This window comes from Halobellus ordinarius (assembly GCF_031823395.1).
GTDB lineage: Archaea > Halobacteriota > Halobacteria > Halobacteriales > Haloferacaceae > Haloquadratum > Haloquadratum ordinarius.
Genome location: NZ_JAVQKJ010000007.1, coordinates 278,702 through 304,941 on the forward strand (window position 1 = coordinate 278,702; position 26,240 = coordinate 304,941).

Sequence of the window (26,240 nt, forward strand, 5' to 3'; positions counted from 1 at the left end):
GAGTAATATATCTCAGAGGAGAGATATCCAAGAGCGTAAATAACTGTCTTGAGAGGCCCACAGTATGAACAAGACAGTTGCCATCATCCAAGCCAGAATGGGATCAACTCGGTTGCCTGAGAAGGTACTGATGGATATTGGTGAGGAGCCGATGCTGTGGCACGTCCACGAACGTGCAAGCCACGCATCATTGCTTGACGGAGTAGTAGTCGCAACGTCGACCGAGCCTGCAGACGACGAGGTAGCCTCATTCTGTGCCGAACGTGGGATACCGTGTATCCGTGGGAGCGAAGCAGACGTGCTTGATCGGTACTACCAGACTGCTGTAGAAATGGATGCCGACACGGTGGTAAGGCTCACTGCAGACTGTCCCTTCCTCTCGCCAGCCGTCGTCGACCGTGTTGTTAGAGAATACGAGGCCTCCAACTGCGAATACGTCTCAAACACGTTTGAGTATACACACCCTGACGGCCTTGATGTCGAAGTCTTCGACATAGAAACGCTCGAAACAGCGTGGGAGGAGGCGACTGAGCCGGATGAGCGGGAACATGTGACCCCGTATATTAGGAAGTCGGACGCGTTTGGATCGAAAAACGTCGAGAACGTACTCGATATGTCCGCCTATGAGTTCGTCGAAGAGGATACGATCCTCCGATGGACCGTTGATTATCCGGACGATATGGAATTCATTCGTACAGTGTACGACCGACTGACCGGGGACAGTCACTGGGTGTTTGATCAGCAATCCGTACTTGAACTTCTTGAACGCGCACCCGAACTCCGTGACATCAATGAGGATCGCTAACACCTAGATACGGGTACTTATTATATTGGAGCCAACTTACCTGTAACTATGGACGAAAAGGCGGAGCCAGCTCGTGAGCAACCCACCTATACACTGGCTCAGTACGAGCGGGCAAAACAACTCATTCCGGGGGCGACACAGTTACTCTCAAAACGGGCGGAGTTGTTCGCCCCTGAGCAGTGGCCAGCCTACTATACAGAGGCCGAAGGGGCAACTGTTGTCGATATGGATGGAAACGAGTACGTCGATATGAGCTATATGGGGATCGGCTCGTGTGTCCTCGGATACGGTGACGAAGATATCGACACTGCCGCACGGAACGCAATCGACAACGGTGTAATGAGCACATTGAATCCACCGGAGGAAGTGGAACTCGCTGAGACTCTTGTGGAGATGCACGACTGGGCGGATATGGTGCGGTTTGGTCGGCCGGGCGGTGAGGCAGTATCGATAGCAGTTCGCCTCGCTCGGGCGTATAGTGGTGATGAGACCGTTGCCTTCTGTGGCTATCACGGCTGGCATGACTGGTATCTCGCGGCGAATCTCGAAGCCGAAGAGAATTTAGAAGATCATCTACTTCCGGGACTTGATCCAAAAGGAGTCCCTCAGAGTCTTGAAGGGACGAGTGTCCCGTTCCACTACAATGAAATAGAGGAATTGGAACAGATCATCTCGGAGAACGATCTAGGTGCGATTGTGATGGAGCCGATTCGAAACGAGCAGCCCGAACCGGGCTTTTTTGAGCGGATTCGGGAGATCGCAGACGAGCAGGACGCGCCGCTAATTATTGACGAGATTACTGCCGGGTTCCGAGAAAACATCGGAGGGTACCACCAGAAGCTGGGAATCAGACCAGATGTGGCCGTCTACGGAAAGGCACTTGGAAACGGGTATCCGATTTCAGCGGTTGTCGGCCGTGAACACGTGATGGATCAAGCACAGGAAAGCTTCATCAGTAGTACGTTCTGGACAGAGCGAATCGGGCCGGCTGTGGCATTAGCTACCATCGAAAAATATCGATCCGAAAACGTTCATAAGCATCTCATCGAGATTGGTCGCTCAGTGAGAGAAGGTTGGGAGGGGGCAGCTGAAAGACATAATATCCCGCTCCATACCTCAGGGATCGACCCGCTTCCACACTTCTCAATAGAACATAACGAAGGGCAAGCAGCCAAAACGCTGTTCGTTCAGGAGATGCTTAAACAAGGCTACCTTACAACGGACTCTCTTTATGCAAGCTACGCCCATACGCCAGAGATGATAACTAACTACCTTGACGCAGTCGACACTGTGTTCGAGACGATTGGAACGGCACTTAATTCGGGGACCGTTCTGCAGCAGCTCAATGGGCCGGTGGCACACACAAAGTTCGAACGTTTGAATTAATAATACCAGACAGAATCAATGTATTTCGGGAAAGTATTACCTAGGACAATTTCGTTCGTGAGATGGCGATAGATGTTACCATCCGAGCGGATGGCGGTCCAGATATTGGCTATGGCCATCTGATTCGTTCAAACGCACTCTCAGAAGAGTTCCTTAGACGCAATCATAGAGTTACTGTGGCGACAACAACCCCACAGGCAGTCCACTCGGTGTTCCCCAATACTGTCGAAGTCACTGAACTCCCGTCCAGAGGTGATTCAGGGCCGTTTGTCAACTGGGTCAACACAAACTCACCGGATGTAGTATTCACCGATTCGTATCCTGTCGATACAAACTACCAGAGGGAGATCCGCGATCAAGTCCCACTCGCGGTACTACAAGACGATGACTGTCATAATATCTGTGCCGACCTTTTCATTAATGGCAACCTATATGCCGAAGATCTTGACTACGAGTTCGTCGGCACCGAACCACAACTATGTCTTGGACCAGATTATGTCCTCCTGCGTCGTGAGATTTGCGAGCAGGCTAACGATGAGCCACCGTGGCGCGAGCAACCGGAGCGAGCGATTGTCATAATGGGTGGAAGCGACATCGCAAATCTGACGCCGACTGTAGTGCGTGCATTTGATGGATTCGATATCCACGTTGACACAATCGTTGGTCCTGGATTTTCTGACGCCCAAGAGCAATCAATCCGTGCTGCCGGCGAAGAGGTTTCTACAGAGGTCTCGGTCGCACGCGACCCCACTGATCTCGTCGACCGGATGTTCCAAGCAGATTTCGCTGTGAGTACATCAAGTTCAACGACCTACGAGCTGCTTGCGCTTGGGACGCCGATTATCAGTGTTCCCGTTGCGGATAATCAAGAGCCGATTGCGGCGGCCCTCCAGAAACTCGATATTGCGACTGTGCACAATTGTATTGAGAGACGAGGACAGCTCGAAAACACGATTGAAGAATACATCACCGACCACGAACTACGATACGAGCGACGACAATGCGGACGAAGACTCGTAGATTGTAAGGGGACCGAACGGATTACAAAATGCATCCTTGACATAGCCACTCGTGATTAAATTGACTACCAGTCGTTGGTGGATCGGCGCGTTTTTTGATTCGTCCGTCAATGTGAACACCTGATGAGAACTGTCATCGTCGGTAACCGAAAACTCGCTCGTCACCTCCTTCGACATACGCTTGCGAAAGGGTGGAATGTTGTCGGGGCGGTTGTTCCGGACGGCAAATTAGCGTCAAAACAGGCCAACTTCGTTCCGTTTTCCAAACTCGTTTCTGACACCAACTGTCGATTACACGAGACCGAAGACATCAACAGCTCTGAAACATTCGAATGGCTCCAAGAACTCAACCCGGATCTGTGTCTGTGTGGTGGCTGGTCACAAATCATCAAACCACGTGTTCTAAATGTCCCTGACCGTGGCTTTCTCGGGTTTCATTCGAGCCGACTTCCAGAAGGACGCGGAGGTGCACCGGTAAACTGGAATCTCATCGATGGCGCAGACGAGGTTTGGATCTCACTATTCTACTATGAAGCGGGCGTTGACGCCGGCGATGTTATCACACAGGGATCCGTGCCAGTTACACATCGCGATGATGTCGCAACCGTCTTCGATGCACTGGCAAGCAAAGCTTGCCAGCTTCTCTCTTCAGTTCGACGACGGCTCGAAACGGATTCAGTGTCTGCTGATCCCCAAACGGTATCGAACGCGACCTATAGGCCACGCCGCCAGCCCCAAGACGGGCTAATCGATTGGGCCCGTGATCCTGACCAGCAATACGACTGGGTCAGGGCCCAGACTGATCCGTATCCCGGGGCGTATACGTTCTACAGCGGCGAGCGACTCATTGTCTGGGAGTGCGAACCGGTTGAGGTACCGGAAGCGAATGCGACTCCCGGAGAAGTCATTGATGTAGTTCCGGAGGCGGGTATCGATGTTCGCACCGGTGGCGGTACGATACGTCTCACGCGTGTCAAACCTGGCGAAAGTCCTTCTCGGTGGGCAGACAGATACGCACATAACAGGGGACTATCTCCGGGTGATAAACTGGGACAACAATATGCGCCGGACGACTGGTGCTACACCGGTATCAGGGGTCCAGAACACCCGACGAACTTCGAGACGAACCTGACAGTTGGTGATCGTGGCGAGCTGACTGTTGTCTCATTGGCCGCATCGGAGTTCGAACTCTCGGTTTCGGTGGTACTAAACGATGCGGTTATTTTCGAAACTACGACTACGGTTTCAGATGCGTATCGAGAAACCGTCGGATATGAACCAACCGAGCCTGGAACACACTCGGTTACAGTCCGGTTCGATAACGGCGACAATCGTATCGACACCCGTTATCTCAAGGTGTTCGTCCACGAATAGCCTCAGCGTTGGATCTCCCGAAGTATCTCGAACGGTTCGGCCGCCTGAACGCCTGCCTTGCTTCCCCAGACCTCCGCATTCTTTCGCACCGTGTCGATCGTCCGGGGATGAGGGGGCTCGCGGAGTTCCCGTTCGTACACTGAGAGAGCATCGATTTTCGTATCGAGACTGTCGCTGATGTCGACGAACGACGTGGGCTGGAACGCGTTATCCGGTCGTGGGACCGACCACTCCGATGCCGAAAGCGTCTCGAAGGCCAGCACCCGGTCGACACCGCTATCGGCCAACGGACGTGTAGCTGTGATTGTTGCCCGACAGGCTAGTTCATGGTCGACATTGAGATCGCCATAATGGTGGGTATAAACGATATCAGGGTCGTGGTCGGAGATTTCCGATTCGATAGTCTGAACGATATTGAGCAGCGGAACGGTGTCGAAACTATTGTCGGGGAAGCCGTACAGACTGACAGTTGCACCGAGTGTCTTACCCGCCTGTCGGGCTCGCTGTCGGCGCTGTTCGATCTCATCATCGGCAGTCTCTGTATGCTTGTAGCGAGAGGTAACTCCATCCGAGAGGATACAGATGTGGACATCTTCTCCATCGACCGCATGTCGGGCGAGTGTGCCACCAACGCCAAGTACTTCGTCGTCAGGATGTGCAACGACACAGAGTATGGACATAGTTGCCGTCATACATCTAACTGTATAGAACATACCGATTCGTCATTATTATGCAGTTCTGTATCATTCAGCCGGACAAGATGGATATCGTCTTTCTCGGCGTAAACGATGCTGGAATGCAGATTTATGAGTGGCTCTGCGATAGAAACGAAGTCGACGTGAGAGCTCTACTGACCGAACCAGACCAACTCGATATCGTCCGGCAAGTTGATCCAGATTTCATCGTCTCCGTTGGTTTCGATCATCTCGTTCCGCCCGAGGTTCTCAATATCCCGTCTGAGGACGCAATCAACCTGCATCCCTCGTATCTCCCCTACAACCGTGGCAAGAGTCCGAACGTTTGGCCGCTGATCGAGGGGACGCCAGCCGGAGTCACACTTCACAGTATGGGTACGGAATTCGATACTGGTGATATTATCGCTCAAAAGCAGGTCGAAACCGACTTTTCCGATACCGGAAAGGTTCTGCATCAGCGTCTTGAAGACGCACAGTTCGAGTTATTCACCGAAACATGGCCGAATATCAAGTCCGGTGACATCAAATATAGTTCCCAAGACGACGCAGACGGGAGCTACCACACAAAGACAGATTTCGTCGAGTTGTGTGAACTTGATCCGAGCGAAGAAATTAACGTCAAAACACTGCTTGATCGGCTACGAGCACTCACTTTCCCACCATTCGACAATGCGTATCTCGACATCAACGGCGAGCGATACTATGTCGATGTCGAGATTCGAAAAAAGGACGACAAGGACGATGAAAAATCTGATGGCCTGATATCGTCTTACTGAGCGTCGATATCTTCCCACTGTATGCCACTACTTCGTTGGATGTCACGGACAGCGGTTTTTCCTACGACTTCATCGTAGAACTTGGGATGCAGTCCGGCTTCCTGCTCACCCGACCGGAGCACTTTGATGTTTTCCGTCGTGAGAGTCTCGCCGGCAGCGATATCGTCGACCGCGTGAATTGTACGCCGGGCCTTGTCGTGAAGTTCAGACTCAACATCGAGTACCGACTTTTCATCTGTTCCAAGCGCGCTTTCTGTGTCTCGAATTGCCGTTATCATCTCATCAAGTTCGTCGGGTTCAAGCGCAAACTGGTGATCAGGGCCATTCATAGTCTTGTCGAGAGTGAAATGCTTCTCAATGATACTTGCCCCCAGAGCGACCGCGGTTGTTGGTGCAGTCACTGGATCGAGAGTGTGATCTGAGAGGCCGGCTGGAACATCGAACTCGTCGGCGAGCAGCTCAACGACGCGAACGTTGATTTCTTCGAGTGGAGTTGGATAAGCAGCCACACACTGGAGAAGTGCGAGCTCCGATACGCCGGCAGATTCCAACACATCGACCGACTCCCGAACCTCTGATAGTTCGTGGGCTCCGGTCGACATGATGATCGGCTTATTAGTATCGGCCAGTTTGCGGAGAAATGGATGGTGACTACTAGTGTAGCTTGCGACCTTCCACGCTGGGACGTAGTCCGAGAGTACCTCGGAAGATTGCACATCGAACGGTGTGGAGAGGAAGTAGATTCCTCGTTCAGTACAGTAATCGTAGAGTTCTGGAACCCACTCGTGTGGCATCTCCATCGACTCGATTATCTCGTAGATCGAGCGGTCGTCATCAAGATACTCTACCTCACCACTGTCTTCAACGTACATATCCTCCGCTCGGAAGGTCTGGAATTTCACCGCATCCGCCCCAGCATCAACGGCGACATCAATCAACTCTTTAGCAGTCGCCAGATCACCGTTGTGGTTCGACCCGGCTTCGGCAATAATGAACGTCGGTTCATCAGGACCAACAGGCCGATCACCAATCTTGAGAGTCTCCATATTGTAATCGCATAGCGGAAAGAAAATAAACGCTCCTACTGGTGATACATAGCCAGCTGCCGAACCGCAGTTATGACATCATCAACATCTGTATCACTCATTTCTGGATGTAACGGTAAACTCACGAGCCCGTCGTACACCGCCTCTGTTTCAGGGAGCTGCCCGCGTTCGTATCCAAACTCCTCTTGAAAGTACGGATGATAGTGTAACGGCACATAATGCACCTGTACACCGATGTTTTCTGCATGCATCGCGTTCACGAACTCCTTGCGATCACAGCCGAAGTCCTTGCTCACCTCGATCGCATACAAGTGATACATCGGATCGGATTCGACCGGTTCTGGTGGCGTTCGAACCCCCGAGATCCCCTCTAGAGCTTCGTCATACTGCGCGATAATCTCATCTCGACGCTGTTTGAACTCGTCAATTCGATCCAACTGCGCTAACCCGAGTGCAGCCTGAATTTCGGTGAAATTGTAATTGTATCCCAGTCCCTCAGCCACCTGATACCACGGTTCGTCCTTATGGCCTTCAGGATCATAGTTCATATCGAACGACCGTAGTCGTCGCAGCCGTTCGGCCAACTCGTCATCGTCGGTCACAACCATTCCCCCTTCACCGGTGGTGATGTTCTTGACTGGGTGAAAGCTGAACATCGCCATATCACGTTGGGCACCGATTGGCTCCTCACGCCACGTTCCACCGAACGCATGGCAGGCATCCCAGATCACTGTCAGATCATATTCATCTGCAATATCCAGCATCGCCCCGATATCCGGCGGATGGCCGCCGTAGTACATCGGAATCAAACCCTCAGTATCGTCGGTTACCTGCTCTCGAACCGCCTCAGGATCGAGCGTGCGTCGGTACGGATCGATATCAGCAAACACTGGTGTCGCACCAGTATACGTCGCCGCGTGGGCTGTCGAGGCAAAGGTCAGCGGTGTCGTGATCACCTCGTCGCCAGAACTAAACCCAGCGGCTTCTCCGGCGAGGTGAAGCGCAGTCGTTCCCGAGGTCGTCGCAACGGCGTGATCGACACCGACGAAATCGGCAACACGGTCTTCGAACTCCTCAACCGTCGGCCCCCGCGTAATATAGTCGCCGTCGAGTGCGTCGACGACCGCCTTTTTTTCGTGATCGGTGATACTCTGACTGCCGTACCCGAGAACTGACTCTCGGATCGGCTTACCGCCGTAGTATGCCGGTAGCTCGTCGAACATAGTTACTCAGTATCCGCCTCGCTGAGCCACGTTCGGAGCCGACTGATTCCATCTTCTAACGAAACCTCGGGTTTCCAATCCAGCATCTCCTCGGCTTTGCTCGGATTACAGCGGAGCGTCTGGACTTCGCTCTGAGGGTGGTGGTGTTCCACGTGCGTAATCTCTGTCCCCTCCGTTGCGATCAACTCAGCTAGGTCGTTGATCGAAATGTCGGTTCCAGTACCCGCGTTGAGTACCTCTCCGAGCGCCTCATCACAGAACGTCCCTTCTACTATGAATCGGGCGCAATCAGTTGCATAGAGGAGATCCCGACTCTGCGTTCCGTCACCGAAGATCTTGAGCGGCTCACTGACGAGGTCACGGTTCGTGAATATTGAGACGACTCCGCCGGCCATCCCCGTCTTCTGGTATGGTCCGTAGGTATTGAACGGTCGTAACGTCACCACTGGGAGGTCATACCCGTGGTAGTAACTCTCCGCCAGATTCTCAGCTGCGAGCTTTGAACCGGCGTACGGAGAGGTAGGCTTGACTGGATGCTCTTCATCAATTCCTTCATCGGAGTCGGCGACATCGTACACCATACAGGTTCCCACGAGCCCAAGTCGCGTATCCGTTTTCCGACAGGCTTCGAGGACGTTTTTTGTCCCGACCACGTTCGTCTCGAAGTGGGCCTGTGGGTCTTCTAAACTCTCCTGAACGTCGATCTCGGCAGCGAGATGGATACAGGCGCTTGGATCGTTCTCGAATAGATCCGAGACGATCTGTTCGTCACGCACATCTCCCTTGAGGAACTCGAAGTGGTCGTGATCGCGAAACGCTTCGATGTTGCGGTTGGATCCGTTCGAAAGGTCGTCGATACCACGAACGGTATATCCTCGATTGAGGAGTTCCTTGGCGACCCAGCGTCCGATGAACCCCGCAGCACCGGTAACTACGACTGTCTCGCTCATTCGTCACCTCCAATACCGTTCCGTTGCAGAAGCGTTACGATCTCCCCTTTCGTCAACTTTTCTGCTGTTTCCGACGACCGGACGATACTGTTGGCTTCCTCAAACCCTTCGGGTGAATTATAGGACAGGTATTCCGTAGTTTCCGGCAGGATAGAATACAACGAATCGTTCTCATAAACACGTGTTGCTTCTCGATCGGTCATAATCTCTTCGTGGAACGTTTCTCCGGGACGGCGACCAATCAGTTTGAGATCGATATCGGTCGGATCGTAGTTGTATTTCGGTGCGATAGTCTCAATCATCGCTTCTGCGAGGTCTTCGATCCGGATTGCTGGCATCTTGTACACGAATACTTCTCCGCCTTGCATCCGTTCGATCGCCTGCTGTACGAGGTCGAATACGTCGTCATATGTGAGGAAGAATCGAGTCATTCGCTCGTCAGTAAGCGTGACAGGCCCGCCCTCACGGATCTGATCAGTAAAGAGTGGAATCACTGATTGCGAAGAGTTGATGACGTTTCCGAAACGGACAGATCCGAGACGTAGATCCGATCGACCGCTGTGTTTGTTTCCGGCGGTAATCAATTTCTCCCCGAGCAGTTTTGTCGTTCCCATCGTGTTCGCCGGATTGACCGCCTTGTCGCTACTCGTGAATAGAACACGCTCTACGCTGGAGTCAATAGCGGCATCAACGACGTTCTGGAGTCCGAGTGCATTTGTCTTCACCGCCTCGAAGGGATTGTATTCACAGACGTCGACGTGTTTCATCGCAGCGGTGTGGATGACGATATCAATGTCCTCTATCGCACGATCTAACCGGTCCTTATCTCTGACGTCACCTGCCAGAAAGCGACAACGGTCGTCGTCGAATTGGGATTTTAATCTGGCGAGTCCAGGTTCATTATTGTCGAGAATTCGGAGAACATTCGGATTGTGATCTAAGAGTCTCGGAATGAGAGATCGACCGATTGAGCCCGCACCTCCAGTGAGGAGGACATTCTGACCCGAAGTCATTTACTCAAAGCTTCTCCAGCCTCCTCATCAATCTACTGAATTTGCACCGATAGACACTGGAACTTCGTGTTATCGAAACCAAATATATACTGTTATCGTTGAAAAGAATGACCACGAATACAATCTGTGTGTACCAGTTCTAAATTCAGTCACCTAACAATCTTATCAAGCGTAAACCAGAGAAATGTCTATGCGTGTGCAACAGCATAATTTTCACTATCCTGTTCCCGTCTTGAATCGGACTATCTGATTAGCTCAATGCCGTTTTGGTGTACAAATATTCAATCCTATTGGTAATACATATGCTAGAGGTTATCGGGAATCTCGTAGAGTCAACCCACTAACTGAATATGATTTTCGTGATAACCGCCCTGCATCTGAATGTTCAGTGACCACAGTCTCATCGGATAGCCTCCGTGCTATCCAACAACCACGACACGTGACGAGATCTGCCGCTTCGGTGTGGTTAAATAGCTACCGGCGTGAGCGAGAGATATGGATCTTCCTTTAGAACTCAAACGCAAAACCCTTGAATCCGCCCATATCCTCGGACTCGGGGACGGAATCGCCCAAGTGTACGACCACCTATCGGACAGGATCGACTACGAGGTGGACCCCCGGATCGCCGAGTATTCGCTTGCCGATGACGAGGTAGAAGGATACGTTCTGCTCCCGACGGTCGAAGGATCAAACCGGAACGCCTACCGAACGTACATCATCGGGCACGCCTTCAGGACGCGTGGATACCGGCCCATCGTCCCACTCTGTAATGCCGATCTTGAACTCTGTATGCGCAAGTCGCCAGACTGGGACAGCGACGCAGTATGTCACCTTTGTAACCACCACGGGCGGGTGCTGGCTGACGCGTTCGGCTTTGACCAAGTAGACCTCCAGAATCTAATCCCCGGCGATGTCGCGTACGGCGTCGAGTCGTACCTCAACGGCGACAAATCGACCTATCGAGGGATCAACGTAGCGGAGTTTGCCACGGCATCGGCTCGAAAATTTCTGCAGAAATACCATGTGATGAGCGATCCAGAGGAACGACAAATCGTCCGACGCTTCCTGGTAACCGCCTGTCATCTTACCGATGCGTTCTACACGCTTTTCGACGAGTATGACTTCGAGACCTGCTTCACGAACGATCCTGCGTACGTCTACGGGGGTGTTCCGCTCGCAGTAGCAGATGCAAACGGTGTAGTCGGGTACAGCAGTTCCCGTGCGTATCGCGACCGGGCCCTCCTATTCGGTCGAACCGCGAACTCAACGTGGCTCCCCCAGTTCGAGGATCACGAGTTTCTCACTTCGCTGCTCAACGAGCCACTGTCCGACGAGCAGCGAGCTCACGTCAACCGGATTATGTCGGGTCGGGAAACGGGCGACCACACCAGGGTACACTACACCACCCAGGAGTCGGAGTCTGTCGACGACGGTGGCTCGGGGACGTTTGCGGCGATGTTCACCAACCTGATCTGGGATGCCTCACTTGAAGCGGGTGAGGCTGCGTACGACGATCCATTCGAGTGGATCTCAGACACAATTGAGTGGTTCAACGAGCACAAGGAAGAGACCCTCGTGGTAAAATTACATCCGGCTGAGTCGAAGTTTGGTACGAACGAACGGGTGGGTGAGTGGATCACTGAACACTACAGACCACTTCCCGGGAATATCGAAATGTTGCCCCCAGAGACAGACGTGAACACGTATCAGCTCCTCGACGAGATCGACGTTGCAATCGTCTACAACTCGACGGTCGGGTTCGAGATGGCATACAATGGGGGGCCGGTAGTCGTTGCTGGAGACACTCACTACCGAGACCACGGATTCACGTTTGATGCCGACACAAAAAGAGGGTACTTCGACTACCTTGATCAGCTCAAGACGCTCGAACTGAGCGAAGAAGAGCACACACGGGCGATCAGATATGTGTACCGATTACTCGTTACACGACACATCGATTGGCCGTACTCGGAGACCAATGAGGAAACCGGCGAAGTCGAACTGTTACCCGTATCTCACGACGACGTCACGCCCGGCAACGAACTTTTTGACCACATCGTCAAAGCCAGTTTAGCCGGTGATCCGATCGTGAGCCCGGAAGCTTCACACCTGCTTAACTGACATCTTTGATCCGAAGGGGTTTCTTGAGAGCATTTCTCATTTCGGTGTAGGTATATGAACCGATTTCAATCAGTAGGTATGGAACGGAGTACCAGCAGCTCTTCCTCAATGAACGTTCTTCTCGTGATTCTCGACAGCGTTCGGGCCCGAAATACATCACTCCACGGCCATCACAACGAAACCACCCCGTTCCTCGACACATTCGCGGAGCAAGCGACGGTCTTCAAACAGGCACGGAGCCCGGGAACTTGGAGCCTGCCAAGTCACGCGAGCCTGTTCACAAGATTCCACGTCGAGGAACACGGGCTTGCGAGCCCTACTGATATCCTCGAACCGGGACACACAGTCTTCGAGGATCTACGCGAGGCTGGCTACGACACAGGTGTCTTCTCTGAAAATCCATTTATTACCGTTAGCGACTCTGGTTTGGACCGGGGGTTCGACACTGTCGAGGGGCCGCGTAACGTTCCCTTCCGGGACGCGCTTGATCCGACCGAGTTCGTCCAACGGGAGGGACAGGGTCAGTTTCGCGCCTACCTTCAGGCCTGTCTCGACCACGATCGGCCCATCCGATCGATCGCAAACGGTGCGCTTGTGAAACTTGCCTGGGATTACCCGCAATTACTCCCTAGTCGGTTCTCACCCACAACTAGTGCAGATGTCTACGTCGACCTATTTCTCGACTGGGTCAAGCGCGTCGGCAGACCTTGGGCAGCCTGCGTCAACCTGATGGACGCACACCTCCCCTACCAGCCGGAATCCGGCCACAATCGATGGAGCGACGACGTACTCGAACAGCTTCAGAACTCGATGGACGATCAGGTGTGGGAGTTCGTGGGGGGGAAACGGCCTTGGTGGCAGCGCGAGGCCTTAGAAGCCTTGTACGACGGTACGATCCACCAGATGGACGCCCAACTCCGCCGCTTGGTCGAAGAGCTTGATAATCAAGGCGAACTGGACGAGACCCTCGTCGTCATCACCTCAGACCACGGCGAGTGTTTCGGGGAATATAGTCACGTCCAGCCAGCCCGTTTAGCCGGCCACGGGCCCGGTATCGCCGAACCACTGATCCACGTGCCACTTGTCGTCCGCGAACCGGGACAAGAGCGTGCGCGACGCGTCTCCGCGCCAGTATCACTTACCCACTTCCCCGCCACCGTCGCGGCTGCCCTAGACGGTGACGACCCAACACGTCCGCTCGTCGACGGCGACACACTCGTCTCCTATCACGGGCTTCCGGAGTCCGCTAAAATACGGGCTCGCGAGTACGCTTCCGAGGAGGCACTTGACACGCTTGATGGTCGTTCGCGTGCTGCGTACGTTGATCACGGTCCTGGCGTTAGAAAGCACGTCGCCTGGCGCGACCGGACCCGAACTGTGCAGGTCGTCGACCCCCGCACTTCCTACGCCGTCGCCGAAACCGATGGAACTCCCGATCCGAGCCGAGACCTGGACGACGCCTTCGAGGGAATCACTGATACAGGAATCAAACAGCGTGGGGACGAGGACATCGACGACGCGACGCGTAGGCATCTCGAAGACCTAGGATACGTCTGAGGTTGATCCATCGAGTCATTCCGTTATCTCCCGTTCGTGACGGCCGTTCTGCCCGTAGGCCACTCCATCTGTCGAGGCACTCTACCGAATCCGGTCGCCTTCGAGAACACTCTCCTACGCGTATCCCAGATCTTCGAGACGCTCTTGTACCGCGTCGTCTACATCGTCGGCCTCTGCGTGAACTCCCCGGTCCTCGAACCTCTCGGTTACTTCATCGACATCGGCTGCATTACCGACACGCCACCGCGTGCGGGCGTCCTGTACTGTAATCAAGGCCTCTTGATTCCCCCACCTGACTGCCTTCCTGACGCCAGCGTCTGTCCTGGTATAGACTGCGTCCGCAGATGCAGTCAGCACGTTGAGATCGCCGAGGAACTCGCGAGCACGTTCTTGGGTATCGGGGTCGATGCCGTCAGTGGCAGCGACAACTGGTCCTTCGGGAACGAACGGCTTCGTGGTCGGATCCAGGTCTTCGGTGACGAACGAATCGACGACCGTGGGGAACGCCGTTAGCGTCGCGGGAGTCTCGACTACGTCTCCGGATTCGATCGCCGGATGTCGCACCACGAGCGGGACGTGGAGCAGTTCCTCCATCAGGCCGCCGTTGCCGTGGCCGACACAACGCTGGTCGGGACGTACGAGGCTCCGTTCCCCAAATCCCTCACCATGATCGGCCGTAACGACGACGAGGGTATCCTCCAGTTGCCCCCGTCGGCGAAGCGTCTCTACAATCCGTTCAAGTTCGGCGTCGCACCGACGGATCGCCCCATCGTACAGTGCTTCCAGTGCCTCGCGCTGCCACCAGGGTCGTTGGCCGCCCACGAACTCCCACACCTGGTCATCCATCGTATCTTGAAGCCGTTCGAGTTCTTTATCGCCCCACAAATCGTATGGGTCGCCCTCGTAAGGGAAGTGAGCATCCATAAAGTTGACACAGGCCGCCCAGGCTCCGTCTACACGTGCTTCCCAATTTAGAAACTCCTCCGCGTACACCGTCGCTGAGGCGTCAGCCCGGAACGCGGCTGGCAACCGTTGTTCGTAGCGGTCCGGGAGTCTGAACGTAAGTCCATTCACAAGGGAGCCGACGGGACGGCCGTTATCGAACGCGGCCCGGAAGAACGCGAAATACTTCTTAGGGCCGTCGTCCGCGTCGATGACGAAGTCCTTCGGATTTACAGCGTCCGGATATGGAAGCTCCCGCGACCGACCAACCACGGTGTCGAACGCCTCAGATAGACCGACAGGGAGTTCAGTGAGAAACGGGTTGTTCGAGAATACCCCCGTGTGATAGCCGTCCGCAGCTAGCCGCTCCCAGATGGTATGGCCATTCATAAGCTTGTTGCGGCGGTTGGTGATCCCGTGCTCCCGGACGTGATAGCCCGTAAAGGCGCTCGTGTGACTTGAGATGCTTTCGGTCCCTGGTGCTCGCGCCTGTTCGTATTGTCTCCCCTCTTTCGCGAGCGATTCGAGGTAGGGCGTAGTTTCGTTGTGGTGACCGTGCAACGACGTGTTGCGCGCTCGCACGCTGTCGAGCACGACTAGCAAAACGTTTGGACCCGCCCCTGCGTCACTCATAACTACTCTTCACCCCGATTTTCGCTTGGCGGTGACCAAACGGTACTCGCCCATCCTTCCGGGTAGTCTGCTTCTCGAGGCGTGAGCACTCCGATGTTTTTCAGGGCGAGTTTGATTGCGGGTATCGCGACCCGGCGGGGGTGACGTCGGAAGAGGTATGTAAGCCACTCTAAGTGCTGGAATTTTGAGAATCTCGAGGTCGCATCATGGTGAGGGATTAGGCGGCGTGGCAGGCGGATCACCCGCGCACCAGCTTTCTCACAGCGGATTGTGAAGTCGGTGTCGCCACCATGTGGCCGTGTTTCATCGAATCCCCCGACGAGTTCCCAGAGCGACCGATGGAACACTATGAAGCGCCCAATCACATATCGCATCGGCCAGAAGTCTTCCAAGCCGACGAGGTGGCGCTTATGCATCGAGTCCACCAACGCCGCCGTCAGACTTGTCGGGAAGGTGATGTCGTCGTCCGCGAGCACAATCCATTCGCCCGACGCTCGCTCGATACCACGGTTGCGCGCCACGTTCAGCCCCTCTTCGGTAGCGACGACCACGTCGAGCCATTCTGGGATCGATTCCTGGGTGTAGTTATCCTCGCGGTTGGTGGGGATAACGACCGTGGCACCCGAGAGCACAGCCTCCGTATTGAGTGTTGAGTGTGGATCTTCTGTACCGAGCCGTGCGGCCTCGAAATCTTTCCTATCGGCGGTCATTCCTGTCTTTCCCAGCCTGTCGTCCACAGATAATCGCTACCATTGATTCTACTTCCTCCACCTGAAACATTAAGATTGACCATCCAGTATTGAACCGTTTCAGAGACTTCTCCGAGTGCAAAAACACTGCGATACGGACAACACCTGGTATGGCGGTCGGTTATGTTGATTGCTACGAACTTCATTGTCTCTCCGGCCATTGCTCCTTAGTATCGCGTCGGGATCGTTACTCCACTGTCACACTTTTCGCCAGATTCCGTGGCTTGTCGATAGGTCGGCCCCCGGAATTCGCCACGTGGTAACTGAACAGTTGGTAGTAGACGTTGGCCACCAGCGGCTCCAGTTCGCCTAGATTAGGAACCTCGAACACCTCATCGACAAACTTCTCCGCATCCACCACTTCCGACGCACACCCAATCACGGGCGCTCCGCGCGACTCCACCTCTTTCACGTTATTGAGCGTCTCCTTCGCACTAGCGCCCTCCGTCAGGATCGCCAGCACGGGTGTCTCCGACGTCACCAGCGCCAGCGGCCCGTGTTTCAGCTCCCCCGCAGCGAATCCCTCGGCGTGATCGTACGAGATCTCTTTCAGTTTCAGCGCGCCCTCCAGTGCCACGGGCGAACCCAGCCGCCGACCGATAAAGAAGAAGGCGTCGCCGTCGACGTACTCCTCGGCGGCAACACGAACCTGCTCCTCTCTATCCAGCACCTGCTGTACCGCCCCCGGAAGCCCACGGAGGTCCGACAGCAACTCCCGCGCGTCTCCCGACGACATCGTCCCGCGCTGCCGACCCACGTACACAGTCAACAGCGCAAGCGTCGCCACCTGCGAACAGAACGTCTTCGTGGCCGCAACGCCAATCTCCGGTCCGGCGCGGATGAACACGGTGTCGTCGGATTCCCGAGTCACCGTACTGCCCAAGGTATTCGTCACCGCGAGCGTCCGCGCACCGGCCCGTCTCGCCCGCCGCAACGCGGACAGCGTGTCGGCGGTCTCGCCGCTCTGGGTCACGGCGACGACGAGCGTCCGCCAGGGATCCCGACCACCGGTAAACTCGTATTCGGAGGCGATCTCCGCCGATGCCCGAACGTCGGCGTACTCCTCGAACAGCTTCGCCGCATACAGCCCGGCGTGATACGAGGTCCCACAGGCGACGAACTGGATCTCCTCCAGGGAATTGAGATACTCGGCCGGCAGGTCGAGTTCCAGATCGACCTCCCCTTGGACCTGATCGATCCGCCCGGAGATGGTCTGCCGGAGCGCCGTCGGCTGCTCGTGGATCTCCTTGAGCATATAGTGCTCGTAGCCGCCCTTCTCAGCCGCTTCGGCGTCCCACTCGACCTCGATGACCTCCCGGGAGACCTGCTTGCCGTCAGCGTACACCGTCGCCCCCTCGTCAGTGAGGTGGATCAGGTCGCCCTCCTCGGGGTAGCTTACTCGCCGCGTGTGCTCGACGAACGCCGGCACGTCGCTCGCGAGGAAGGTCCCGTGGTCGGCGTGGCCGAGTACGAGCGGATTGCCTCGCCGGGTGGCCACGATCCCCTCCTGACCGGCGGCGACAACGGCGAGCGCGAAATTCCCTTTCAGTCGCTCGACAGCAGCCGATACCGCATCTACCAGCCCCTTCCCCGAGTCGAGTTCCTCCTCGACGAGATGCGGGACGACCTCGGTATCAGTCTCGCTCGTGAACTCGTGGCCTCGTTCCTCCAGCTCCGCCCGCAGCGTGTCGTAGTTCTCGATGATACCGTTGTGGACGACCGCGACGTCGCCTGACTCGTCGGTATGAGGATGCGCGTTCGCGTCGGTCGGTTCGCCGTGCGTCGACCACCGGGTGTGCCCGATGCCGGTCGTCGCCGTCGAACTTTCGGGGAGGATGGCTTTGAGTGCAGACAGCTCGCCCTCCCGCTTGTAGACGTCGACGCCCTCACCGCAGAAGGCCACACCTGCGGAGTCGTAACCCCGGTATTCGAGGTTCGAGAGTCCGTCGCGGAGAATCGGAAGCGCGTCCTCGATTCCGACGTAGCCGATGATTCCACACATCTTATCCCCTCCTGACGACCGCGTCGGTCTCGATCCACCCCGCCACGACGGCCCCAGATTCGACGGACGCGTGATTGCCCAGCACCGTCCCCGGTGAGACGGTCACAGCACCGCCCAGTTGTGCGTTGTCGCCGAGGACACCGCCCAGACGCACGTCTTCGTGAACACTCCCGTCGACCACCACGTCCGCCTCGCCGCCTTCGATGGTTGTATTGGGACCGACGGTCGCGTTCTCGCCGACGACGCAGTCGCGGACGATCGCGCCGTCGCCGATCGTCGCGTCCGTGAGTACCACGGAATTGGCGACGACGGCGTTCGAGCCGACCTCGACGTTGTCGCCGAGCGACGTCCCCGGGAGCACGGTCGCGCCCGGCCAAACGCGCACGTCCGAACCCAGCGCGGTCCCGTCGACGACAGTCGCGCGGTCGTGGACGGCTGCCGTCTCAGCACTTCCGGAGCCTGACCCGTCGTTATCAAGCCGATCCAGCATCCGGCTGTTGACCGAGAGGATGTCCCAGTGATACGAGACGTCGAGCCAGAGGCCGTCGAAGCGGATCGCCCGCAGCGCGTCTCGGTGCTCCCTTAGCACTGTTGTGATCGCGAGTTCGCCCTCGGTGTCGGTCTCACGAAGGGCATCGAAGATCGACTCGCCCAGCCCGTAGACGCCCGCGTTGATGTAGTCCGTCCGAACGGTGTGCGCTGGCGGCTTCTCCTCGATCGAGCGCACCGATTCCCCGTCGAGTTCGACGACGCCGTAGTTTTCGGGATTCCGGTGTCGCGTCACCGCCATTACTGGCTGTCCGGTTTCCCTTCGTTCGTCGATCACCGCGGAGATGGCGCTCGGTTCGATGATCCGGTCGCCGTTCAGCGCGAGAAAGTTGCCGTCGACGTGCGATTCGGCCTGCAGCAGCGCGTGGCCCGTGCCGAGTTGGGTCTCTTGGACGGCGTATTCGATGTCGACGTCCCAGTCGTCGCCGTCGCCGAAGTGACTCTGGATCCGCTCGCGTTTGTAGCCCACGACGAACACGAATTCGTCGATGCCGGCCTCGCGGGCGGCTTCGAGTACGTGTTCGAGTAACGGCTGATTCCCGATCGGAAGCATCGGTTTCGGCCGCGTCCGAGTCAACGGCCTGAGCCGCGTTCCTTCGCCGGCGGCGAGGACGACTGCCTTCATACTCCCTGACTCACGATGCGGAGTGATCAATATTTTGTGTCGAACGTCCGCGTGTTTTGGCCTTCCGTCTACATTCGTTGACAGCGGGACAGTACATTTTACGACGAGCGTCGAATGGGTTTTTCCTGACTATCAGTAGCTACTGGCTGGATCAGAGGAGGTTATCGGCCTGTCGTATTGAATTTCCAGGGGAACAAGGCGCATATCTTGAGGCTGGCACCGAAGTCGTTGACAGAGCAAACACGGCCCTGATACAGACGAGTCATCATCAAACAAATCCAGTTTTTAATATTAAACGTTTGAAACGTCCGCAATCAGCATCATCCTCGCTCCTCACTGTCAACATCGCACTCTTACTTCTACATACAAAACTGAGAAATGAACTAGTTCACCACACCATTTCGGGTGGCTCCAATCACTTTAGTACACGATTTGGGCGGACTTTTCGCGACGAAGTCGCCATCCCCACAGCTATCGAACCGTTCGATTCGGTCCCTCCTCAGCTGAACTACACGTAAGTGAGCACCGCCAGTGACGGCGGATCACCACTTCGATAGTTCACCCGCTGTCATCACCTCCTTCCCGTGTGGTGAACTCTTTCACAGCCCCTCTGACCGTGACGCGTTGGTTTTGCTCCGGAATTTCACATCTAAGATAGCGAGCACGCGAGGGCCGTGCCCGTCGGCGCGACAACGACAGGATACTACCCACCGCAATTCCTGTACTCATCAGCCCGTCTACTGGCCCTCGTTCGGATCAACCAACAGCGCCTCCGGATCGATTTGATCCGTCTCGTCGAGGTAGCGTTCCCAGACATCCCGTACCCATTGGGGCTCGAACGTCGTCTCGATCTGTTTGACGCGCCCATCGCGGCCACGCGATTCGATCCACGTGTCGAGAAGCCCCATCGTTTCGAGATCGGTCACCAAGTCCCGGACCGCACGCTCGCCCGGGGTAAATTCCTCGGACAGATCTCGAGCGTGGGGACTCTCGACGACTTCAGCCGTCGTCACCGGCTGGATAATATCTCCACTTTGCCGGTCAGTCCGGCTGACGATGCCCAACAACATCAAAAAATGATTGAACGGTAACTGCAACAACTTCTCCGTCACCGCCTCCTTATCCGTCTTCTCTATATTCGCATCGAGACAGTCCAGCGTCACCTGATCTAGTCCCCGTTCAATCGCGGTCTCACCGGCCTGTCGGAACAGCCGCAACGCCTTCCGGACGTCGCCCCACCGGCGGGCAGCCTCCCGAACCCCATACTCAAAGACAGCGTCGGGCACCGCCCCTATGCGGAACGCCCGCTTGATCCGTGGCCGGAGATCCGGTCCATCAAATCGATCCCATACGGCGGAAAGAACACCTCCTCGCCGTCCATCGCACTCTGTATCCGACTGTCCGACCGAAGATCCACAGCCAATAGTTCGTTGCTCACAAGAAACACCGAGAGGTTCAGCTCTCGTCGCAGTTTGCCCTCCCCGCGCAACAGTCGATAAAAGAAGTCGTTGGGATCGTAATTGGTGTCGTGCTGAATGTGATCGATCTCGTCCAATAGTAGCGCTGTCCACTCAGGATATTCTTCCAGAGCCGTCCAGATACCCTTGAAAACACCATCTAACCCCTCGTAGGCGCCCTTCTTCTCGCCAGTCAGTTCCAGGGTGATCTCGTTGGCGGCCGAAAACAGCGATCGACACTTCTCGAGGTTCACATACTCGAACGCAAACGACTCCTTCCGGGTCGCAAACACCCGACAGACACGCCGAGTCGTGATCGTCTTGCCCGTCCCCGGCGGGCCATAAATCGAGACGATCGTCGGCAGATACCCCTCGTGGACGCCGTTCAACAGCCGCGCCAACTGCCGTTGTTGGGGCTCGCGAGCGATGATCTCCTCGGGCTCGCGCAGTGGATCGAGCGCCCGCTTGTCGGGGAAGAGACTCTCGGAAGCGGCCGTCTCCGCGAAGAGGTCGTCGTAATCAGTCATATCTCAGGTTGGGATTGTTTCACGACAGTTCCAGCGGAACTACAAGTGTGTACTGAGACAACTCCTAGTCGGACCAATACTGATCCGACCACAGAACGAATATCGGGGACGAAACGATCTCCTCCACCTACGAAGCCGATCAGATCTCTGCTTGGAAGAACTCCACCGACCGCTCGAGCCCCTCCCGGAGCGACACCTCGGGCTCCCAGCCCAATTCCGACCGCGCCTTCGAGATGTCGGGCCGCCGCACCTGCGGATCCTGCGGCGGCAATTCTTCGTAGGTAATCCCACTTTCACTCTCCGTAACCTCCAACACGACCTCTGCCAACTCGTTAATCGTCCGCTCGTCGGGATTCCCGATGTTCACCGGGTTCTCAACACCGGATTCCAGCAACGCAACCAGCCCGTCGATCATATCCGACACGTAACAGAAACTCCGCGTCTGCTCGCCGTCACCGTACACAGTCAGATCCCGCCCCGTCAGCGCCTGTTTCATAAAGTTCGGGATCACCCGGCCGTCATCGAGGCGCATCCGCGGGCCATACGTGTTGAAAATACGTGCCACTCGAACGTCCAGGTCGTGTTTGTCACTATATCCCCGCACGAGGGCCTCTCCGTACCGTTTTGATTCGTCGTAACAAGACCGCGGGCCGTAGGGATCGACGTTGCCGCGATACGACTCCGGCTGCGGATTTACCTCCGGATCGCCATACACCTCACTCGTCGAGGTGAACAGATACGTCGCGTCCTTTTCCCTCGCCAATCCAAGCGTTTTGTGCGTCCCCAAGGCGCCGACTTTCAGCGTCTTGATCGGATAATCTCGATAAAACACCGGCGAGGCGAGACTCGCCAGATGTAACACAGCGTCCAACTCACCAGAGACGTGGATGAACTCCGTGACGTCGTGATCGTAAAACGAGAACCGATCGTGATAGAACGCCTCTTCTAAGTTTCCAGTCTGGCCGCTTACGCGGTTGTCCATTCCGATGACCTCGTGGCCATCCTCCAGCAAGCGATCACAGAGGAACGACCCCAGAAACCCCGCCGCTCCTGTGACGAGAATCCGACTCAAGCGAAGTGGGCCTCCAGGAAGTCCTCGACGGCGTCGTTCATTTCGCCGTCGTCGTGGTTGAGCGCCATCTCGAAGTTCGCCCGCAGCCAACTCGGGATGTTCCCGATGTCGTAGCGGTCGCCGTCGAGCTCGAAACCTCGAACAGACTCGAGTTTCCGGATCGCATCCGTCAACTGGAGTTCGCCGCCAACGCCCTTCTCCGTTGCCTCCAGAAGCTCGAAGATTTCCGGAGTGAGCACGTACCGGCCGGAAATCGCCAGATTTGAGGGTGCCTCCTCGCGCGGTGGCTTTTCGACGAAGTCAGCGACCGGGAAGCTCTCACCCGCCGACTCGACGTCACTTACGTCGGCGACCCCGTAGGAGGGAACATCCTCCCACGGAACCCGTTCCAACGAGAGGACCGACGTCTCGTGAGTTTCCGCAGCATCGATGAGATTTGCTGTACACGGTGTTTCGCTTTCGATGATCGTATCGCCGAGCAACAGCGCGAACGGCTGGTCGCCGACGTGCTTGCGGGCGTACCGGACCGCATCCCCCAGCCCGTCCCGCTCTATCTGCCGGACGTAGTGGATGTCCGCGAGGTCGGCGATCTCCCGCACGCGGTCGAGTCGCTCGTGTTTCTCGTCGGCTTTCAGTGCGTCTTCGAGTTCGTAGGACTTGTCGAAATGTCGTTCGATGGCCTGTTTTCCACGGCCGGTGATAATGAGAATATCGTCGATTCCGGCTTCGACGGCCTCCTCGACGACGTACTGAATCGTCGGTTTGTCCAACACAGGCATCATCTCCTTCGGTTGGGCCTTCGTGACGGGGAGGAATCGCGTCCCGAATCCAGCTGCTGGAATCACTGCCTTCGTTACTTCCATACGTAGTTTGTGCCCCTCGGTTCCAGTCAAATATCTTTTCTTTTGCCACCGTAGGGGTGTCAAGGTCAGAGAATCATATTATAGAGCGCCGCGAAAGTTTGACCCAGCGATCTACTGATTTCCAGGAGCTATGGTGGCGGGATTGCTCTCGTGGTCGTTCGTCGCGGTGGAACGTCGGGGTCCAGTGGCTCTGAGTGCTGGCTCCGGCGTATTCACAGGGTTCTCTATGAAATTTCTCAGAGTTATTCGGAACTATTACTGATACCTAAGCCTTCTTGTGGTCGCTCTCCCAGTCTTCGATAAGATGGATATCTCCGTCATCGGCAGCGGGTACGTGGGCACCACCATCGCAGCGTGCTTCGCCGATCTCGGCCACAGCGTCGTCAACATCGACGTCGACGCCGACGTCGTCGAGGCGATCAACGCCGGCGACACCCTGATTCACGAAGAGGGACTCCCGGAACTCGTCGCGAAACACGCCGGCGAAAACGGAACCGGAAGACTCCGAGCGACCACGAACTACGAGGCACTTCTCGAGACGGACGTCACCTTCCTCTGTCTCCCGACGCCCCAGTACGACGACGGCAGCATCGACCTCTCGATCATCGAAACCGGCGCGGAGCAACTCGGCGAGACCCTCAAAGGGAAATCCGGGTGGCACACCGTCGTCGTCAAGAGCACCGTCGTCCCGGGCACCACAGACGACGTCCTCACACCCATCATCGAATCCGCCAGCGGACGGACCGCGGGCGAGGACGTCGGTGTCGGAATGAACCCCGAATTCCTCCGGGAGGGAACGGCCGTCACCGACTTCCTCGATCCGGACAAGATCGTGCTCGGCGCTGACGACGAGCGCACCCGACGCGATATGCAGGAGGTCTTCGCCCCGCTCGAAGCCGAAACTGGCGCACCCGTGGTCGAGACGGACACCCGAACGGCAGAGATGATCAAGTACGCGAACAACGCCTTCCTCGCGACGAAGGTCAGCCTCATCAACGACCTCGGGAACATCTGCAAGGAGTTCGGCATCGACGCCTACGAGGTGGCCGATGCGATCGGTCTCGACGACCGGATCAGCGAGCAGTTTCTCCGGAGCGGCGTCGGTTGGGGCGGCAGTTGCTTCCCGAAGGACGTCGCCGCCATCATCGCGGCGGCGAAGGCGAACGACTACGAGCCGACGGTGCTCGAAGCGGCGGTCGAACTCAACGACAAACAACCCGAACGCCTGCTTGAACTCCTCGATTCACACGTCGACGTCGAGGGCGAGCGCGTCGCTGTCCTCGGTCTCGCGTTCAAGCCCGGCACCGACGACACCCGAAACTCGCGGGCCATCGAAGTCATCGAGGGCCTCCAAGCGCGCGGCGCTCGCGTCGTCGGCTACGATCCGGTTGCGACCGAAAATATGCGAGAGCGGTTCCCGGACGTGACATACGCGGAATCGGCCGCCGAGGCACTCGAAGGCGCCGTCGGCGCCGTCGTCGTCACCGACTGGGACGAGTTCGCCGCCCTCGACGACGGGTTCGAGGCGATGAAAGAGCTAGTCGTCGTCGACGGCCGACGCATCATCGAACCGACGCCGAAGATCACCTACGAAGGGCTCACGTGGTAAAGGGGAACTGCGACTGCGACTGAACTCGGTTCCTCCAGTAATGCTGGGGCCCTGTTTTGTTATGCGATTGCTGGCCGGAGAACCGCCGACGGGTGGGACTGGAAGGGGCCGCGCTCTCGACGAAGACGGGCGATGCCAGGACCGCAGGAGTGAGCGGAGCGAACGACGAGGACCGCAGCGAGCCCATCGAGTCGAGAGCGCGGGGGCTTCCGATGCCTTCTCCCCGCCGTTCTTGATCGTTCCACTCCCAACTACACAATAGTAGCAACTCCGTTCCGGAACCACTTTTAGGACTCCCCGACGCAGTCCCCACGATGGATTACGACGACGTCTGCGTCCTCGTGCCCACCTACAACGAGGCTGAGACCGTCGGCCGCGTGATCGACGACTTCCGCGAGGCGGGCTTCGATCGCATCCTCGTCGTCGACGGCGGCTCCGAGGACGGCACCGACGACATCGCCGCCGAGCACGGTGCAGACGTCGTCTACCAGTCCGGCTCCGGGAAGGGACAGGCCGTCCGCGAGGCCGTCTCCCAACATATCGACCGCGAGTACGTGCTGATGCTCGACGGCGACGCGACGTACCACGCGGACGACGCCGACGCGATGCTCGAACCCCTCCGCGACGGCGACGCCGAGCACGTCATCGGCAACCGCTTCGCGGACCTCCAAGAGGGCGCGATGACGCGCTTCAACCAACTCGGCAACCGGATGATCAACCGCGGGTTCAGGTTCGTCCACGGCGAGAGCTTCGGCGACATCCTCTCGGGCTACCGTGCGTTCACGCGCGAATCGTTCGGATCGATGACGCTCACCTCCGACGGCTTCGGTATCGAGACCGAGATGGCCGTCGAGTGCGCAAAGCGAAACATCCCCACGACGGTCGTCCCGATCACGTATTACCCCCGGCCCTCCGGGTCAGACACGAACCTCCGACCGATCCGGGACGGCGGGATCATCTTCCTCGAACTGTACCGGCGGGCGAAGACGAACAATCCTCTGTTCTATTTCGGGAGTCTGGGCGTCCTCTCGACGGTTTCCGGGTTCCTGATCGCAGTCTATGTCGTGGTCGAGTGGGTCACGGTGAACGTCTCCCACGAGGTGCTCGCCGTGGTTTCGGGATTCGGCATCATCGTCGGCGTCCAACTGCTGATGTTCGGCGTACTCGCGGATCTGGTGCTGACGCTCCATCGGGAGACGTTGCAGCGAATCGACGACCAGCAGGAGTAGGTCGGTTTATTGAGATCT

22 protein-coding genes are annotated in these 26,240 nt (G+C 56.7%); 9 read left to right on the forward strand and 13 right to left on the reverse strand.

Going from position 1 to position 26,240, the window contains the following annotated elements; genetic code table 11:
• The first annotated feature begins 64 nt into the window (after nucleotides 1–64).
• From RJT48_RS12370 to RJT48_RS12385, 4 genes are all read left to right on the forward strand, one after another.
• Nucleotides 65–805 carry a cytidylyltransferase domain-containing protein gene (locus RJT48_RS12370; protein WP_311172595.1) on the forward strand — a complete coding sequence of 247 codons (741 nt, stop codon included), beginning with the start codon at nucleotides 65–67 and terminating at the stop codon, nucleotides 803–805.
• A 48-nt stretch (nucleotides 806–853) separates the two neighbouring features.
• Nucleotides 854–2,191: an aminotransferase class III-fold pyridoxal phosphate-dependent enzyme gene (locus tag RJT48_RS12375; protein WP_311172596.1), complete on the forward strand. Its 1,338-nt coding sequence runs from the start codon at nucleotides 854–856 to the stop codon at nucleotides 2,189–2,191.
• A 62-nt stretch (nucleotides 2,192–2,253) separates the two neighbouring features.
• Nucleotides 2,254–3,270, forward strand: coding sequence for a UDP-2,4-diacetamido-2,4,6-trideoxy-beta-L-altropyranose hydrolase (gene pseG, locus RJT48_RS12380; protein ID WP_311172597.1), 1,017 nt, complete (start codon nucleotides 2,254–2,256; stop codon nucleotides 3,268–3,270).
• A 63-nt stretch (nucleotides 3,271–3,333) separates the two neighbouring features.
• On the forward strand, nucleotides 3,334–4,584 hold the full coding sequence (locus tag RJT48_RS12385; RefSeq protein ID WP_311172598.1) for a methionyl-tRNA formyltransferase: 1,251 nt from the start codon (nucleotides 3,334–3,336) through the stop codon (nucleotides 4,582–4,584).
• Between the two features lie 2 nt (nucleotides 4,585–4,586).
• Here RJT48_RS12385 and RJT48_RS12390 read toward each other — a convergent pair whose 3' ends face one another.
• On the reverse strand, nucleotides 4,587–5,297 hold the full coding sequence (locus tag RJT48_RS12390) for a PIG-L deacetylase family protein (protein ID WP_311172599.1): 711 nt from the start codon (nucleotides 5,295–5,297) through the stop codon (nucleotides 4,587–4,589).
• Between the two features lie 17 nt (nucleotides 5,298–5,314).
• On the opposite strand from RJT48_RS12390, the gene RJT48_RS12395 reads away from it, so the two are divergent.
• Complete coding sequence (locus tag RJT48_RS12395; RefSeq protein ID WP_311172600.1) at nucleotides 5,315–6,055, forward strand: methionyl-tRNA formyltransferase; 741 nt, start codon at nucleotides 5,315–5,317, stop codon at nucleotides 6,053–6,055.
• Here RJT48_RS12395 and RJT48_RS12400 read toward each other — a convergent pair.
• Genes RJT48_RS12400 through RJT48_RS12415 form a run of 4 tightly spaced genes read right to left on the reverse strand, consistent with a single transcriptional unit; the run spans nucleotide 6,049 to nucleotide 10,287 of the window.
• Complete coding sequence (locus tag RJT48_RS12400; RefSeq protein WP_311172601.1) at nucleotides 6,049–7,101, reverse strand: N-acetylneuraminate synthase family protein; 1,053 nt, start codon at nucleotides 7,099–7,101, stop codon at nucleotides 6,049–6,051. The two genes, RJT48_RS12395 and RJT48_RS12400, sit on opposite strands and share 7 nt — an antisense overlap.
• Nucleotides 7,102–7,136: 35 nt before the next feature.
• Complete coding sequence (locus RJT48_RS12405; RefSeq protein ID WP_311172602.1) at nucleotides 7,137–8,324, reverse strand: DegT/DnrJ/EryC1/StrS family aminotransferase; 1,188 nt, start codon at nucleotides 8,322–8,324, stop codon at nucleotides 7,137–7,139.
• 2 nt (nucleotides 8,325–8,326) lie between these two features.
• The gene (locus RJT48_RS12410) at nucleotides 8,327–9,274 is read right to left on the reverse strand and encodes a dTDP-glucose 4,6-dehydratase (RefSeq protein WP_311172603.1); all 948 of its coding nucleotides are present in this window, start codon (nucleotides 9,272–9,274) and stop codon (nucleotides 8,327–8,329) included.
• Nucleotides 9,271–10,287: an SDR family NAD(P)-dependent oxidoreductase gene (locus RJT48_RS12415; protein ID WP_311172604.1), complete on the reverse strand. Its 1,017-nt coding sequence runs from the start codon at nucleotides 10,285–10,287 to the stop codon at nucleotides 9,271–9,273. The genes RJT48_RS12410 and RJT48_RS12415 overlap by 4 nt, the downstream gene beginning before the upstream one ends.
• A 495-nt stretch (nucleotides 10,288–10,782) precedes the next feature.
• Here RJT48_RS12415 and RJT48_RS12420 point away from each other — a divergent pair, with 495 nt between their 5' ends.
• The gene (locus RJT48_RS12420) at nucleotides 10,783–12,408 is read left to right on the forward strand and encodes a capsular polysaccharide export protein, LipB/KpsS family (RefSeq protein WP_311172605.1); all 1,626 of its coding nucleotides are present in this window, start codon (nucleotides 10,783–10,785) and stop codon (nucleotides 12,406–12,408) included.
• 108 nt (nucleotides 12,409–12,516) lie between these two features.
• Nucleotides 12,517–13,965 carry a sulfatase gene (locus RJT48_RS12425; RefSeq protein ID WP_311172606.1) on the forward strand — a complete coding sequence of 483 codons (1,449 nt, stop codon included), beginning with the start codon at nucleotides 12,517–12,519 and terminating at the stop codon, nucleotides 13,963–13,965.
• A 114-nt stretch (nucleotides 13,966–14,079) separates the two neighbouring features.
• Here RJT48_RS12425 and RJT48_RS12430 read toward each other — a convergent pair whose 3' ends face one another.
• The 8 genes from RJT48_RS12430 to galU all read right to left on the reverse strand — a co-directional run bounded on the left by RJT48_RS12430 (nucleotide 14,080) and on the right by galU (nucleotide 23,384).
• On the reverse strand, nucleotides 14,080–15,540 hold the full coding sequence (locus RJT48_RS12430; protein WP_311172607.1) for a sulfatase-like hydrolase/transferase: 1,461 nt from the start codon (nucleotides 15,538–15,540) through the stop codon (nucleotides 14,080–14,082).
• A 2-nt stretch (nucleotides 15,541–15,542) separates the two neighbouring features.
• Entirely contained in the window at nucleotides 15,543–16,277 is a 735-nt protein-coding gene (locus RJT48_RS12435) for a glycosyltransferase family 2 protein (RefSeq protein ID WP_311172608.1), read from the reverse strand.
• A 199-nt stretch (nucleotides 16,278–16,476) separates the two neighbouring features.
• A complete protein-coding gene (gene glmS / locus RJT48_RS12440) occupies nucleotides 16,477–18,291 on the reverse strand; it encodes a glutamine--fructose-6-phosphate transaminase (isomerizing) (RefSeq protein ID WP_311172609.1) in 1,815 nt (604 codons plus the stop codon).
• Nucleotide 18,292: 1 nt separating this feature from the next.
• Complete coding sequence (gene glmU, locus RJT48_RS12445; RefSeq protein ID WP_311172610.1) at nucleotides 18,293–19,465, reverse strand: bifunctional sugar-1-phosphate nucleotidylyltransferase/acetyltransferase; 1,173 nt, start codon at nucleotides 19,463–19,465, stop codon at nucleotides 18,293–18,295.
• Between the two features lie 737 nt (nucleotides 19,466–20,202).
• On the reverse strand, nucleotides 20,203–20,751 hold the full coding sequence (locus tag RJT48_RS12450) for a Cdc6/Cdc18 family protein (RefSeq protein ID WP_311172611.1): 549 nt from the start codon (nucleotides 20,749–20,751) through the stop codon (nucleotides 20,203–20,205).
• Nucleotides 20,752–20,756: 5 nt separating this feature from the next.
• A complete protein-coding gene (locus RJT48_RS12455; RefSeq protein ID WP_311172612.1) occupies nucleotides 20,757–21,449 on the reverse strand; it encodes a Cdc6/Cdc18 family protein in 693 nt (230 codons plus the stop codon).
• Nucleotides 21,450–21,588: 139 nt separating this feature from the next.
• Entirely contained in the window at nucleotides 21,589–22,521 is a 933-nt protein-coding gene (locus RJT48_RS12460) for a UDP-glucuronic acid decarboxylase family protein (RefSeq protein WP_311172613.1), read from the reverse strand.
• Complete coding sequence (gene galU, locus RJT48_RS12465) at nucleotides 22,518–23,384, reverse strand: UTP--glucose-1-phosphate uridylyltransferase GalU (RefSeq protein ID WP_311172614.1); 867 nt, start codon at nucleotides 23,382–23,384, stop codon at nucleotides 22,518–22,520. The genes RJT48_RS12460 and galU overlap by 4 nt, the downstream gene beginning before the upstream one ends.
• A gap of 304 nt (nucleotides 23,385–23,688) precedes the next feature.
• Here galU and aglM point away from each other — a divergent pair, with 304 nt between their 5' ends.
• Nucleotides 23,689–24,993, forward strand: coding sequence for a UDP-glucose 6-dehydrogenase AglM (gene aglM, locus RJT48_RS12470; protein ID WP_311172615.1), 1,305 nt, complete (start codon nucleotides 23,689–23,691; stop codon nucleotides 24,991–24,993).
• Between the two features lie 314 nt (nucleotides 24,994–25,307).
• Entirely contained in the window at nucleotides 25,308–26,222 is a 915-nt protein-coding gene (gene aglJ / locus RJT48_RS12475; RefSeq protein WP_311172616.1) for an S-layer glycoprotein N-glycosyltransferase AglJ, read from the forward strand.
• Nucleotides 26,223–26,240 lie beyond the last annotated feature (18 nt).